Below are 12,965 nucleotides of genomic sequence, written 5' to 3'. Positions count from 1 at the left end.
AAGGTAGAGGTACGCGATGGATGCGCAGGCGGCAGCACGCTTGGGTGATGAAATAGCCCACGGTTTTGGGGTCATGTCGATGATCGCCGGCGCTGTGGCCGGCGCATTGATTGGAGCTGCAGTCATCGCTGCTACCGTTGCCACAGGTGGGGTGGCGGTGGCGATCATGGCAGGCTCGATCGCTGCGGGCGGTTTGTCGATGTTCCAAATCGTCAAAGGTCTAAATACCCTTTTCAACCTGCCCGAACCTACCACGGGGACGTTGTTGAAGGGCAGTTTCAATGTCTATATCAATGGCCTCAATGCGATGCGAGCGGGAGAGGACATCGCCTCGTCCTGTACCGGTTTTCCGATGAGTCACCCAATGTGGCCGTTTCCGGTATTGATCGCCGAAGGCAGTGCCACGGTCTTTATCAACGGCAAGCCGGCGGCCCGCTTGCATAGCAAAATGGTCTGCGGTGCGCATATCAAGAGTGGCAGCCCCAATACGTTTATCGGTGGGCCGACAGTTTCGGTTGCGTTTGTTCTTGATATCGAAGGTTGGATGCACACTGGATTTGAAGCGCTCGGCATCGTGGCCATGGGCGGAGCTGCAATTCTTGCGGCGATGGCAGGCTTTGCCGCCTTGGTCGGGTTTGTGGTGATCGGTGGTGCAATGATGGGTGGCATGGCCTTACTCGGGGACCTGGGGGATCGCCTTGGGCCTGGCTATCGGGACTTGTTGCAAGGCGTCGCCGGGATGGCGCTTTTGGGACTTGGCCCGAAAATGGCGAAAATCGGTACGTCCCCCAAAGTGAGGTACAAACCGGGTTTTACGCAAGACGATATTCTGGCGATTCCTCGATCCAGCCGGCCGAATCCCGCCGATTACCTTGAAGCCTCCTATATCTCTAAGCATCTGAAGGTCTTCCAGGATGAAGGGGGGGCTTTCCTGTTCACCCCGGACGATATCGCCAATCCGATGTATGCGACCTTTAGCCCATCCAAGTACGTTATGGCCAAGTCAGATTTGCATGGTGTGGTTGGCGAATTTAAAAAGACGGGCGATATATCAGTATTGGAGTCGGCCCTCGGCTATGACCCGGGCACTTTTACCGGCAAGGAGATTTATATGATGAACCTGGATAACCCCAAGGTGATCATGCCCACCGGTAATGAGCGTGGGGTCAATTCGTTATGGCGTCCCGGCGGACGGACCTACCCTGGTGGCATGCGAGAAGCGGTAATGGACAATGTGGGCATTCCACACGGTAATGACATTAATATTCTGCTCGCGAACCCTGATGTAGTGAGACTTCAATGAGTGCCAATCTAGACAACGTACTGCTACTGGCCCTGGCGAATGACGAATTAGACAAATTCCTCGTGGGGGAGCCGTTCTACTTCCAGGAAGCCAAAAGCGATAACGATGAGCCGCAGAATATCGTCGCAGCGTTCGATCTGCTGCTGCTGCGTTACTGGCAGCAGACCCACGATCCCCTGTTTCCCGCGCGCTTTGTGGCGGCTTTGCTGAAAATTCTGGCGACTTACCCTGATCGTAATCGGGCGATCTATGCGGCGGCGGTTTGGGTCTGGTACTACCGTTTTTGTCTGAGCAAAAAGCACGCACAACCACAAGGTCTTTATGCCGGGTTGTTCGAAATCGACATGAGTGCCGTTGCACTAGCGCTTCAGGCGCAACTTGAAGCCAACAAGGCAGCACTTGTCGTTGATACACGTTGGGCGGGCGCTGCCTGGAACAGTCAGCACGGTCTATGGGATCCGTTGATGCGTACCGCTCTGGTTGTAAGGGACAAACTCGGCGGGCCAGATTTTGTGCCTTTTAATATCTGAGGCACGAAAGATATTTGTGGAAAGAGCAGATGCTGATTCAATTGCGGGACATTATTGTAAGACGTGAGTATAGGTTCACTTTAGGCGTTGAAGAAATTTCAGGCCGATTCTACGTATCGATTCCAGTCAGCAATGGCATGGCCGACTACGAGGAATATTATGAAATTGACCGGGCGACTTTTGACCTTTCAGCCATGCCCCAGAGGCTGCGCTACCATTTGTGAACCATTGCCGCCAGCGTGAACTGGATGAGTTTTTGATTATCCCACCGGGTACAGATCGTGGTACGGCGATCTGATGTTTTGATAAGGCATTCATTGAGACGATGTGTTGCTTGCCCACGCTAGTGTGCTGTCTCTGAAATAAGGTTCTAACCTAAGCTATGCTTCTGTGGTCAGTCAGTGCTCGGATTATGTCCGCCACGGCACCGTCACCTTGTTCACCGCGCTGGATTATCTTCAGGGGCATTTGATCAGCAGCATTGAGCGCCAACATCGGCATCAGGAGTGGCTGGAGTTTCTCAAGAAGATCAATCGAGAAACGCCCAAGCATCTTCAGTTGCATTTGATCGTCGACAACTATGCCACGCACAAGCATCCAAAAGTGAAGGCGTGGCTTGAGAAGCACAAACGCTTCCACATGCATTTCACCCCGACATCCAGCTCGTGGATGAACATGGTTGAACGCTTCTTTCGCGATATCACGGTCTACCTGCGTGATGGCAGTTTCAGTTCAGTTCGCGAACTGGAAAGCTCAATCAACACGTTCCTGGCACTGCGTAATGCGCAGCCGACTCGCTACGTCTGGAACGCCAAGGGGGAAGATATTTTGAACAAGATACAGCGAGCCCGTGAGGCAATGACCTCACAGACATGAGAAGCTTTATTTGTGAGACAGCACCCTAGAGGTGATCATGAAATTTCAGGATGTTTTTGTAAGTCGGGAACACATGTTTTCCGTGGGAATCGAAAAGGAATCGGGTCGTTTTTACGTATCCATACCGGTCAGTAACGGTATGGTCGATTACGAGGAATATTATGAAATTGATCGGGCAACTTTTGAACTGTTCAAGCGTGACCCGGACGCTGCTCTACCGTTCGTTATACGTTGCCGCAAGCGCGAGTTGGATGAGCTGTTGCTGATTCAGCCGGGAACGAACCGAGGCACGGCGATCTGACGTTTCAACATCGTCTACCCACACTTCTGAAAGGATCTGTGGAAAGGAGCGCTGACGCGCTCGGCAGGTTGTTGGGTGATGACACTTACAATGCGGTAGCGGCGAAAGCCAATGTCGAAGGTGGGCTGGGCCACAAGTACTATGAGGAGTGGCGAGTGCTGGACCCAAACAGTGCCGAAGCAAAAGCCATTGCCAATCAGAGCAAAGCCTATTACGACACGATAAGGGGGAGCAGTGGCAATTGATTTTGAAGCGTTTTTGACCCGGGATGTTTTCATCGACTACAACTTCGAAGAAGTCATGTATCGCTGGGATCACCGAGAGAAAAAAATATACGTCAAGTTCTATGGCGCACAAGAACGTACTGAACCGGTTGTTCCTGACCATCGTCTGTATCGGGAAGCGTTGTGCTCGGGCCGGGAAATCACTCGTGAGCAATATGAAAAAGGATTTCCACGTCAATGAGTATTCTCGACGCCGTTATTGCGCTGGCCTGTCGTGTTCATGCAGGGCAGGTGGATAAGTCTGGCAAGCCTTACATTCTGCACCCGCTGCGCTTGATGTTGAAATTCGAGACATTGGACGAGCAGGTTGTCAGCGTTCTGCATGATGTTGTCGAAGACAGTAATGTCACCCTGGATGAATTAAGACAATTAGGCCTCAGCGAGCACGTGATACATGCCATCGACTGTCTCTCAAAGCGTCCCGGCGAAGTCTACGAAGACTTTATCGCGAGGATTTGGCCTGATGAGTTGGCGCGCAAGGTGAAAATCGAAGACATCCGGGACAACCTCAACCTCACGCGATTGCCCACGCTAGAGACCAAGGACCTGGAACGGATCGCCAAGTATCACAAGGCGCTGCGGTATCTTTTGCTGTCGACTTGATCAACTGGGCAGGCGCTCTGTCTGCCTTGTCAGCGTTTGGGAAAGAAGGCTTTCACCGCTGCATCAATAACGCTTTTGATGCCTTTACCCTTGTTATCCACGGCACAAGCATTACCCGCATTGAGGTCCAGCCGGCCGCCTGTATCAATATTGCCGTTACCACTGGCGTAAATATTGAACGCGGTACCCGAGATGTTGATCTCGCCACTGGCATTGAACTCCAGCACGCTCTTTCCACAGACCAGCCGAATTTGCGATCCTGCCTCGATCAGGTATTGGGTGTTGATACTGTCGCTCTTGGCCCCGCCGACATGCAAAGCATCGTTAGCCAACACCGCGCGCAGGCGGTCATTGCCGATTCTGACCATCTCGTTGTGATCCACAGTGCTGTGGCGGTCGTGACCCACCCAATGGCCTTCGTCATTTTCTACGGCAATATCCTGATTACGCTCCGCGTGGATATAGAGTTGCTCGGCGCCTTTTTTGTCCTCCATGCGTATTTCGTTGAAGTTGGCGGGTGAGCCGCCCTTGCTGGAGCGGCTTTTCATACCACTTTGTGTGGCATTTTCGGGCAGTTTGTAGGGCACCGTCTGCTCCGCGTTGTACACCCGCCCGGTAATGATCGGCCGGTCCGGGTCGCCTTCCAGAAAGCTCACAATCACTTCCTGGCCGATCCGTGGGATCTGCATCGAGCCCCAGTTCTTGCCGGCCCAGGACTGCGACACACGTATCCAGCACGAGCTGTTTTCGTTGGATTGGTCGTGGCGGTCCCAGTGGAAATGCACCTTCACGCGGCCGTACTGGTCGGTCCAGATTTCTTCGCCTTTGGGGCCGACTACCAGGGCGGTCTGCGGGCCTTTGACGATAGGGCGATAGGTGTTGGCCAGCGGGCGGAAGTTTTGTTGGGCGTCGATGCAGGTGAGGCTGCTTTCGTACTGCGCAGAGTTTGAGCCGCCGCCGCTTTCCAGGCTTTCCTGATGGATGTTGTAGCGGATGCCGACGATCAGGTATTCGCGGTTCTGGTCCTGGCGGCTGAAGCCGGTGAGGCTGAACAGGTGGCCGGAGCCGAGGCCGCGGGCGTTGCCGCTGAATTCGATTTGTTCATGCAGGGTTTGCAGCGCTTCGATGCGGGTGCGCGCGTAGTGTTCGCCGTCCGCGCTTTGCACGTAGGTGCCGGGGTAGTCGTACAGCGGGTAGTCGCCGGCGGTGTGCGGGCGCGGCATGGCCGAGCGCACGTCGATGCTGGCGCTGGGGCGCTGAAAGTCGTAGTCGTTGAGCTCCAGCGAGCCCGGCTGCACTTGCTGCGCCAGGTGCCAGTTGTGCATGTGGTCGCGTTCGCGTTGCTGCTCGTCCTTGGGGTAATACGGAATCGACGCGTAGCCCGGCACCGTGGTGTGGGCGCCGTAGGCATCGGCCAGCACCAGCACGTGGCGGTCCTGTTCATGTCGGAAGAAGTAGTAGATGCCTTCCTGTTCCATCAAGCGGCTGACGAAATCGAAGCTGGTTTCGCGGTACTGCACGCAGTATTCCCACTCGCGGTATGGCCGGCTCAGGGCGTCTTCGAAGTCGGAAAAACCCAGGTCGCGGAACACCTGCTTGATGATCTGCGGGATGCCCAGGTTCTGGAAAATCCGGCAGTCCGAGGTGCGGCTCAGCAACCACAGCCACGGGCGTAGCGTCACCTGGTAGCTGGCGAACTGGCCCTGGTCGATGCTCTGGCTGCACTGCGCGACGATCCCGTGGAAATGCCGCTCGCCGCCGTCTGCCAGTTGCACGCCGACGCTCATCGGCTTGCCGAGCAACTGGTTGAGGTCGATGTTGGCGTCCAGGGAAGTCAGTTGCAGGTCGTAGGTGAACAGCCGACCCAACTCTTCGCCGCCGCCCATTTGATTGAGCAGCAGCACGTCCGGCCCGAGGGGGCTGGTGATTTTGGCTAGGCGTGAGGCTTGGTTGAATAGCATCGGTTAACCCGTAAATTGCGTAATAGCTGAAGAAACCGGCTGCAAATGTGGGAGGGGGCTTGCCCCCGATAGCAGTGTGTCAGTTGATGCATGTGGTGACTGATTCACCGCTATCGGGGGCAAGCCCCCTCCCACACATTTGATCGTGTTTCGTCAGGTCAATCGTTGAACTGATAGTGCAATTCATTATCCCGGCTACTGATCCGCACACCCGCCAGCGCCTTGCCTTCGAGCATGCGCGTGAGGAATTCACGGCTCATGTCCGGCAGCAGGCTGTTGGTAAGGATCGTGTCGATCATGCGCCCGCCGCTTTCGGTCTCGGTGCAGCGCGAGACGATCAAATCGACCACCGCGTCGTCGTAGTCGAAGGCGACTTTGTGTGTGTTCTGCACACGCTTCTTGATGCGATCGAGTTGCAGGCGGGTGATCGCCTTGAGCATCTCGTCGCTCAGCGGGTAATACGGGATGGTCACCAGTCGGCCGAGCAGGGCGGGCGGGAAAATTTCCAGCAGCGGCTGGCGCAGGGCCTTGGCGATGGCTTCCGGCTCGGGAATGTTCGCCGGGTCTTTGCAGACCTGGGAAATCAACTCGGTGCCGGCGTTGGTGGTCAGCAGGATCAGGGTGTTCTTGAAGTCGATCACCCGGCCTTCGCCGTCTTCCATCACGCCCTTGTCGAACACCTGGAAGAAGATCTCATGCACGTCCGGGTGGGCTTTTTCCACCTCGTCCAGCAGCACCACGCTGTAGGGCTTGCGCCGTACCGCTTCGGTTAGCACGCCGCCTTCGCCGTAGCCGATGTAGCCCGGTGGCGCGCCCTTGAGGGTCGACACGGTGTGGGCTTCCTGGAACTCGCTCATGTTGATGGTGATGACGTTCTGCTCGCCGCCGTACATGGCTTCGGCCAGGGCCAGGGCGGTTTCGGTCTTGCCCACGCCGGAGGTGCCGGCCAGCATGAACACGCCGATCGGCTTGCTCGGGTTGTCGAGGCCGGCGCGAGAGGTCTGGATGCGCTTGGCTATCATCTGCAAGGCGTGGTCCTGGCCGATGATGCGTTTTTTCAGGTGCTGGTCGAGGTTGAGCACGGTTTCCAGTTCGTTGCGCGCCATGCGGCCGACCGGGATGCCGGTCCAGTCGGCGACGACCGAGGCTACGGCCTGGTAATCCACGGTCGGCAGGATCAGCGGGGTTTCGCCTTGGAGCGCGGTGAGGCGCTGTTGCAAGTCGACCAATTGCGCACGCAACTCATCGTGGCCGCTGTCCACGACGCCGGCTTTTTCACGCAACGTGGCGCGGGTAGCGAGCAACTCATCCACCAGGGTTTTCTCTTCGGCCCAGCGGCTTTCCAGGCTGGCCAGGCGCTCGCGCTCGGCACTCAGCAAGGCTTCGCTGTTGCTCTGGCGCGCACCGATGGCGATGCCGATCGCATGCTCGCGGGCGATGATTTGCAGCTCGGTTTCCAGGGCTTCGATGCGGCGACGGCTGTCGTCCACTTCGGCCGGCACCGCATGCAGGCTGATAGCCACGCGGGCGCAGGCGGTGTCCAGCAGGCTGACGGATTTATCCGGCAACTGGCGCGCCGGGATGTAACGGTGGGACAGCTTCACCGAGGCTTCCAGCGCTTCGTCGAGGACCTGCACCTGATGGTGTTTCTCCATGGTCGAGGCCACGCCACGCATCATCAGCAGCGCCTTGTCTTCCGACGGTTCGGCCACCTGTACCACCTGGAAGCGGCGGGTCAGGGCCGGGTCTTTCTCGATGTGCTTTTTGTACTCGGCCCAGGTGGTCGCGGCGACGGTACGCAAGGTGCCACGGGCCAGGGCCGGCTTGAGCAGGTTGGCTGCGTCACCGGTTCCGGCGGCGCCACCGGCACCCACCAGGGTGTGGGCTTCGTCGATAAACAGGATGATCGGCTTCGGCGAGGCCTGGACGTCTTCGATGACCTGGCGCAGACGCTGTTCGAATTCGCCCTTCATGCTGGCGCCGGCTTGCAGCAGGCCGACGTCGAGGCTGCGCAGTTCCACGTCTTTCAGCGCGGGCGGCACGTCACCGGCGACGATGCGCAGGGCGAAACCTTCGACCACGGCGGTTTTGCCGACGCCGGCTTCACCGGTGAGGATCGGGTTGTTCTGGCGTCGACGCATGAGGATGTCGACCAACTGGCGGATCTCTTCGTCACGGCCGACGATCGGGTCGAGCTTGCCGCTGCGCGCCTGTTCGGTCAGGTCGACAGTGAAACGCTTGAGCGCTTCCTGCTTGCCCATCGCACTCGGCGCCATCGCACCGCTGGCTTCGCCCGGAACGGCGCCGGCGTTGAAACCGTCGCTTGCGCTCAGGGCATTTTCCGGCGAGTCGCCGACGTACTCGTCAAAGCGTTCGCTCAGGGCTTCGGCCTTGATCTTGTCGAACTCCGAGGATAAGCCCAACAGCGCATGGCGCAGGCTCGGCGTCTTCAGAATGCCCAGCACCAGATACCCGGTACGCACCTGGCTTTCGCCGAACATCAGGCTGCCGTAGACCCAGCCGCGCTCCACGGCTTCTTCCACATGGGAGGACAGGTCGGTGATCGAAGTCGAGCCACGGGGCAGGCGGTCCAGGGCTTCGGTCAGGTCGCGGGCCAGGCGTGCCGGTTCCACGTTGAACTGACGGATGATGCGGTGCAGGTCCGAGTCCTGCAGTTGCAGCAACTGGTGAAACCAGTGGGCCAGTTCCACATACGGGTTGCCCCGCAGCTTGCAGAACACGGTGGCGGCTTCGATGGCTTTGTAGGCCACGCTGTTGAGTTTGCCGAACAGTGCGGCGCGACTGATTTCACCCATGCTCTGGATTCCTTGAGGTGGTGGCGTGATCGGCGTAATGCCGGGCCAGGATTAGGTCGTTGGCATCAACCGCAGGGCGGCCGAGCCAGGTGTTGAAGCCCAGGCGGAACCGGCCGTTGAGTTGCAGCGCCGGTACTTCGGGTTGTTGCAGAACCAGGTTCAAGTCCCAATCCAATTCATGGCCCAGGTACTCGGCCACCCAGGCCACCAGCTCGTTGAACGGCTGGCTGCCGGGCAGCATGCCCATGTAATCATCAAGTTTCAGCGGGCCCAGGCGGATACGGAATTTATGCTGGCGGTCCCACACGTGGCTGCCCAGGCAGAAGTCCACGCCCAGCCGGTTGGCGCTGACACCAACGCGGCTGCGTTCGGGCAGTTCGAGCCACTGGCCGACGTATTCTTCGATTTCTACCGGCAGGCCGAAGTACTCGCCAAGGATCGCCTTCAAACCATCCGGGTAGCGGGTTTGCGCTGACAGGTGGCCGCTGTAATGCAGCTTTGCCGTGTCGGGGATCAGCCCCTGGTTGAGCAGGCTCGGCATGCCCCGACCGCTCAAGGCGGCGAGGCGCGCCGACCAGTAATCATCGTCCGGGCGGTCGTGGCTGACGGTCGGCCGCGCCTCGGCCCAGGCGCGATAGAACAGGCTCAACAGGCGATGATGGAAGATATCCAGGAACTGCTTGCTGGTGCTGTCGGCGTTGTTGCGCTGGCGCTCGCGCACGTATTCGGTGATGTGCAGCGGCAGCGGGCCGTTGGGACCGCCGAGGCCGAAAAAGAACTGCTCCAGCCGCGCCGGCTTGCCGTCGCCACCGGGGTCGACCGAGGCCAGGGTGGCCGGTGCGAAGGTGCAGTCGGCCTGTTGCCCGAGGCGCAGCGGGTCATCCGCCAGGCGCAGGGAATGGCCCAGGCGCGGCAGCTCCGGCGATTCGCACTCGACACGCCGCAGCGCCTGGAAGAAATCGTATTCCCAGGGCTCCCGGTGCATCGCATCCAGGGTACTCACAGGGTCGGACGACGTCCGGGCTTGGCTTTCCATCGCATGATCTCGCCGCGTTCGGTGGTACGGATCACCGTCTCGGTAAAGCTGTTGATCGACACGTAGCGTGCCAGGAAGCGCTCCAGTACCGCACCGAGCAGGAACACCCCGGTGCCGCGAAACGCGTTTTCATCGAATTCCAAGGTGATTTCCAGGCCGCGCCCAAACACGATCGGGCCGGGCATCGGCAGGCGCCGGGTCACCGTTTTGCTGCTGACTTCGCGCAGGCCTTCGATCTGCAATTGCAGGGCGGCGTCGTTGCTGTCGCCATACAGGCGCAACAGTTCGCGCAAGGCGCCCGCGCCCTGGCCCTGTTCGCTCAGGGACAAGTAGTTGAGCGACAACTGGCTGATCAGGCGCCAGGCCTTGGCGTCATGGGCATGGCTGGCCCGCGGGCGGCTCGGCCCGGCGACGCAGCGCACGGCCAGCACCGGGGCGCTGTCGGCGAGGGTGAAGTCGGTTTTGCCGTTGCCCACGCTCATGAACAGCGGCAAGTCGCGGTTGGTACACAGCGCTGTCACACCGAGTTGGCGCAGGTCGTGGCGGTACGGCGCTTGCTGGCTGTCCACCAGGCTGACGAAGGTTTCGCTGCCCACGTAGGTGGAGCGCGGGCCGTTGCGCCGTTGGTCGCTGGACAACACCCGAGGCTCGCGGCGCACGGTGTAGTACGCCTGGTCGCGGCCATAGCGCGATGGGTCGCGCACCGCATAGAACGGCAGGAACGGCTGCTCCGGCCCCGTGCCGTGGCCAGTGATGCCGCTCAGGGAGTGAATCTCGAAGTCCATCGGCCGCGTGCGGTCGGCGATCACATGGTGTTCGTTGACCCGGTCGGACAAGTGGATACGGTCCACGCGTTTCGGGAACAGGTTGATCGCCGGGGTGCAGAACGGCAGGAACTGCGCGGCGCCGACGCTGCCTTCCAGGCTCGGTTCGTGACGGTCGAACAGCACGATCAGTTCCAGTTCCTGGCCGTTGCAACGTTTGACTGCGCGGCGCAGTTCGGCGAACTCGACGAACAGGAAACGGTGGGGCAGGGCGAAGTATTCCTGCAACAGCCGATAGCCCTGGAACGCCCGCGCCACCACGGGCATGGCCGCGTCGGCGTCGTCAAAACCCCGCGAGCGCAGCGCGTCTTGCGGCAGGCGCTCGACCCAATCGCCACCCGGCTTGCGCGCAAAGACCGCGCAGGTGTTGCCCAGCAACTGTTCGTAGAGGCGGAACGGTTGCTCATCGGCGCCGCTGAGGTACAGCGGCAGGTTGTCCAGTTCGAGGCTGTTGAACGGCAACTCGGCGCCGGTGCGCAGGGTCAGGCGCAAACCGGCCTTGGCTTTCGGCTCGCTGGCCGCCAGGCGCCCGAGCACGGCGGCGGGGTTGCCGAAGTATTCGGCGTGGCTGACCTGCAACGGCCACAGCGTCACCGGGTGAGCGGTGCGGTACTCGCAACAGGTCTGGGTTTCACGGCCCAACGCGGCGCGCAAGACGGTGTCGCGCGGCAACGGGAAGCCGCTGGCCAGGGAGCCTTCATCCGGGTCGGTCTGCAGTTGCACCACGGTCATCGACGGGGTCGGCGCCAGGTAGTGCGGGTAGGCGATTTCCAGCAGGTTGTGGGTGAAGGTCGGGTACTCGGCGTCGAGCTTGAGCTGCACGCGGGCCGTGAGGTAGGCAAAGCCTTCGAGCAGGCGTTCGACGTAGGGGTCGGCGCAGTCCATGCCGGACAGGCTCAGCCGACTGGCGATCTTCGGGTATTCCTTGGCGAACTCGGCGGCGCTTTCGCGCACGTGGTGCAGTTCCTGGTTGTACAGCTCTAGCAGGCGCGGGTTCATGGGCGTCTCCGCTGGTCGGCGTTGACCACGCGCACGTGGCCCGACTCCAGGTCCAGGTCGGTTTGCAGCAGCAGGCGCAACGGCACCGGCTGCGCCCACAGGTCGCCTTCGATCTCGAAGCTCAGGGCGTTGTGGTTCATCTCGCCATGGCCGACACGGGCTTTGACGCGCAAGGTGTGGCGCAGAATACGTGGCTCAAAGGTGGCGATCGCCTGATAGATGAGGGTTTCCAGGGCTTTGATGTCGACGCTGGAAACACTGTTGCCCGCCAGTGCCGGCAGGCCGTAATTGACCACCGAGGTGCCGGCCGGGGTGTGCAGGGTGGCATCGGCATCGAGCAGCGACGTGGTGTTGAGCAGCCACGCCAGGTCACGCAGCACCGAGGCTTTCAATTGGGTCAGGGACAGCACGCGTTTGTCGGCGCTTTCCTTCGGATTGGTCGGGTCGTCGTCGGTCAACCGGTCCAGCAGGGACGGTTGCAGACGGTCGCGGGTGGCGATTTCGGTTACCACGTAAAGGGCGCCACATACATTTTTTGGTCGCCACCCCAACCGCAGGATGCCGATAGGCTGACCGGCGCCACCTCTAGGTGCCCTTGGATTTGGCGAATAGCCTGCATTTTGTTCAAGCAGTCGCGGCTCGGGGCAGGCATGTGCTCAACACGCCAAACTGAAAATATAGGGACGCCGTTGAATGTCTCCACGCGCAATTTCTGATGTTTATCCAAGCTGAAGCTGCATGGCCATTCCATATCCAGTTTTGTACGGCTTTGATCAGGGTTGACTAACGTGCACTGACCCTGGTCATCGATCAGTTTGAGGGGTTGCCCAACAAACACGGCCTCGATCGTCGCCGTTTCGGTATGTTCGGCGCGTGCGTTCAGACTGAGCACGTTCATGGTCAGGCAGAGGGCGAGCAATGGTTTTTTCATTATGTGAGTTCCCAAAACCAGACAGCTCTGGAGCGGAAAAAGAGATCGCCGGTTTGGGTTATTCCTCGGTTCCATAGATCAATATGATCGCCGGTACGGTTATCCAGGGACTCGCCTGATTGCTGGAAACAATCCTTGAAAAAAATAAGTCCGGTTTTGCCCATCAGCGTGCGACGGTCTTCGGCGGTGTTACCCAGAATGGCGGGTCGTCCTAGATGCCTTTTCCACAGCCAATTAGCCAACGACTCGGCACCCCTGGCGTGTTCATGCGCACACTTGGGCTCCGTATAGGTAGATTTGTTGACCTTGATGCTCAGCTCGGCGTTGAGCGCCAGACTCATGCGGATAGCGCATTGATTGGCCCAAGGGCCATTGCAAGGATCTGCTTTCGGGTACGTAACTAAAAGATCGGAATACGCCTTCCACACATTAATAAACGAAGGTTTGGCCATGACTCAGATACCGAAAAAGAAGGGGTCGAATGTGAGCACGCACCAAACC

Annotated in this window: 12 protein-coding genes and 2 pseudogenes; 7 read left to right on the top strand and 7 right to left on the bottom strand. The window is 59.3% G+C overall.

Going from position 1 to position 12,965, the window contains the following annotated elements:
* The first annotated feature begins 16 nt into the window (after positions 1-16).
* From ACS5Q8_RS28800 to ACS5Q8_RS28770, 7 genes and pseudogenes are all read left to right on the top strand, one after another.
* Positions 17-1,303, top strand: coding sequence for a PAAR domain-containing protein (locus tag ACS5Q8_RS28800; protein WP_465159685.1), 1,287 nt, complete (start codon positions 17-19; stop codon positions 1,301-1,303).
* Positions 1,300-1,833 carry a hypothetical protein gene (locus tag ACS5Q8_RS28795; protein ID WP_276195483.1) on the top strand — a complete coding sequence of 178 codons (534 nt, stop codon included), beginning with the start codon at positions 1,300-1,302 and terminating at the stop codon, positions 1,831-1,833. The genes ACS5Q8_RS28800 and ACS5Q8_RS28795 overlap by 4 nt, the downstream gene beginning before the upstream one ends.
* 29 nt (positions 1,834-1,862) lie before the next feature.
* Positions 1,863-2,131 (top strand): annotated as a pseudogene (locus ACS5Q8_RS28790) (hypothetical protein).
* 101 nt (positions 2,132-2,232) lie between these two features.
* Positions 2,233-2,709: pseudogene (locus tag ACS5Q8_RS28785) on the top strand (IS630 family transposase); the annotation flags it as partial.
* A 37-nt stretch (positions 2,710-2,746) separates the two neighbouring features.
* Positions 2,747-3,010, top strand: coding sequence for a hypothetical protein (locus ACS5Q8_RS28780; RefSeq protein ID WP_276195482.1), 264 nt, complete (start codon positions 2,747-2,749; stop codon positions 3,008-3,010).
* A gap of 234 nt (positions 3,011-3,244) precedes the next feature.
* A complete protein-coding gene (locus ACS5Q8_RS28775; RefSeq protein WP_276195481.1) occupies positions 3,245-3,475 on the top strand; it encodes a hypothetical protein in 231 nt (76 codons plus the stop codon).
* A complete protein-coding gene (locus ACS5Q8_RS28770) occupies positions 3,472-3,897 on the top strand; it encodes a GTP pyrophosphokinase (protein WP_276195480.1) in 426 nt (141 codons plus the stop codon). Before ACS5Q8_RS28775 ends, ACS5Q8_RS28770 begins: the two co-directional genes overlap by 4 nt.
* 29 nt (positions 3,898-3,926) lie before the next feature.
* Here ACS5Q8_RS28770 and ACS5Q8_RS28765 read toward each other — a convergent pair whose 3' ends face one another.
* The 7 genes from ACS5Q8_RS28765 to ACS5Q8_RS28735 all read right to left on the bottom strand — a co-directional run bounded on the left by ACS5Q8_RS28765 (position 3,927) and on the right by ACS5Q8_RS28735 (position 12,916).
* Entirely contained in the window at positions 3,927-5,858 is a 1,932-nt protein-coding gene (locus tag ACS5Q8_RS28765) for a type VI secretion system Vgr family protein (protein ID WP_276195479.1), read from the bottom strand.
* Positions 5,859-6,016: 158 nt separating this feature from the next.
* On the bottom strand, positions 6,017-8,674 hold the full coding sequence (gene tssH / locus ACS5Q8_RS28760) for a type VI secretion system ATPase TssH (protein WP_443696234.1): 2,658 nt from the start codon (positions 8,672-8,674) through the stop codon (positions 6,017-6,019).
* The gene (gene tssG / locus ACS5Q8_RS28755; RefSeq protein ID WP_465159683.1) at positions 8,667-9,710 is read right to left on the bottom strand and encodes a type VI secretion system baseplate subunit TssG; all 1,044 of its coding nucleotides are present in this window, start codon (positions 9,708-9,710) and stop codon (positions 8,667-8,669) included. Before tssG ends, tssH begins: the two co-directional genes overlap by 8 nt.
* Positions 9,674-11,533, bottom strand: coding sequence for a type VI secretion system baseplate subunit TssF (tssF, locus tag ACS5Q8_RS28750; RefSeq protein WP_443696233.1), 1,860 nt, complete (start codon positions 11,531-11,533; stop codon positions 9,674-9,676). The genes tssG and tssF overlap by 37 nt, the downstream gene beginning before the upstream one ends.
* Complete coding sequence (gene tssE, locus ACS5Q8_RS28745) at positions 11,530-12,045, bottom strand: type VI secretion system baseplate subunit TssE (RefSeq protein ID WP_276195475.1); 516 nt, start codon at positions 12,043-12,045, stop codon at positions 11,530-11,532. The genes tssF and tssE overlap by 4 nt, the downstream gene beginning before the upstream one ends.
* A complete protein-coding gene (locus tag ACS5Q8_RS28740) occupies positions 12,039-12,464 on the bottom strand; it encodes a hypothetical protein (protein WP_276195474.1) in 426 nt (141 codons plus the stop codon). Before ACS5Q8_RS28740 ends, tssE begins: the two co-directional genes overlap by 7 nt.
* Positions 12,464-12,916 (bottom strand): type VI secretion system amidase effector protein Tae4, encoded by a 453-nt coding sequence (locus tag ACS5Q8_RS28735; protein WP_276195473.1) that lies wholly within the window; start codon positions 12,914-12,916, stop codon positions 12,464-12,466. The genes ACS5Q8_RS28740 and ACS5Q8_RS28735 overlap by 1 nt, the downstream gene beginning before the upstream one ends.
* Positions 12,917-12,965 lie beyond the last annotated feature (49 nt).

The organism is Pseudomonas sp. PAMC25584, assembly GCF_058135675.1.
This window is presented reverse-complemented; position numbering and strand designations above follow the sequence as displayed.

Bases quoted from the DNA above. Each gene is read 5' to 3' on its own strand.
- ACS5Q8_RS28800 (WP_465159685.1), top strand. From the start codon at position 17: ATGGATGCGCAGGCGGCAGCACGCTTGGGTGATGAAATAGCCCACGGT.
- tssH (WP_443696234.1), bottom strand. From the start codon at position 8,674: ATGGGTGAAATCAGTCGCGCCGCACTGTTCGGCAAACTCAACAGCGTG.
- ACS5Q8_RS28740 (WP_276195474.1), bottom strand. From the start codon at position 12,464: ATGAAAAAACCATTGCTCGCCCTCTGCCTGACCATGAACGTGCTCAGT.
- tssG (WP_465159683.1), bottom strand. From the start codon at position 9,710: ATGGAAAGCCAAGCCCGGACGTCGTCCGACCCTGTGAGTACCCTGGAT.
- ACS5Q8_RS28795 (WP_276195483.1), top strand. From the start codon at position 1,300: ATGAGTGCCAATCTAGACAACGTACTGCTACTGGCCCTGGCGAATGAC.
- ACS5Q8_RS28780 (WP_276195482.1), top strand. From the start codon at position 2,747: ATGAAATTTCAGGATGTTTTTGTAAGTCGGGAACACATGTTTTCCGTG.
- ACS5Q8_RS28765 (WP_276195479.1), bottom strand. From the start codon at position 5,858: ATGCTATTCAACCAAGCCTCACGCCTAGCCAAAATCACCAGCCCCCTC.
- ACS5Q8_RS28735 (WP_276195473.1), bottom strand. From the start codon at position 12,916: ATGGCCAAACCTTCGTTTATTAATGTGTGGAAGGCGTATTCCGATCTT.
- ACS5Q8_RS28770 (WP_276195480.1), top strand. From the start codon at position 3,472: ATGAGTATTCTCGACGCCGTTATTGCGCTGGCCTGTCGTGTTCATGCA.
- tssF (WP_443696233.1), bottom strand. From the start codon at position 11,533: ATGAACCCGCGCCTGCTAGAGCTGTACAACCAGGAACTGCACCACGTG.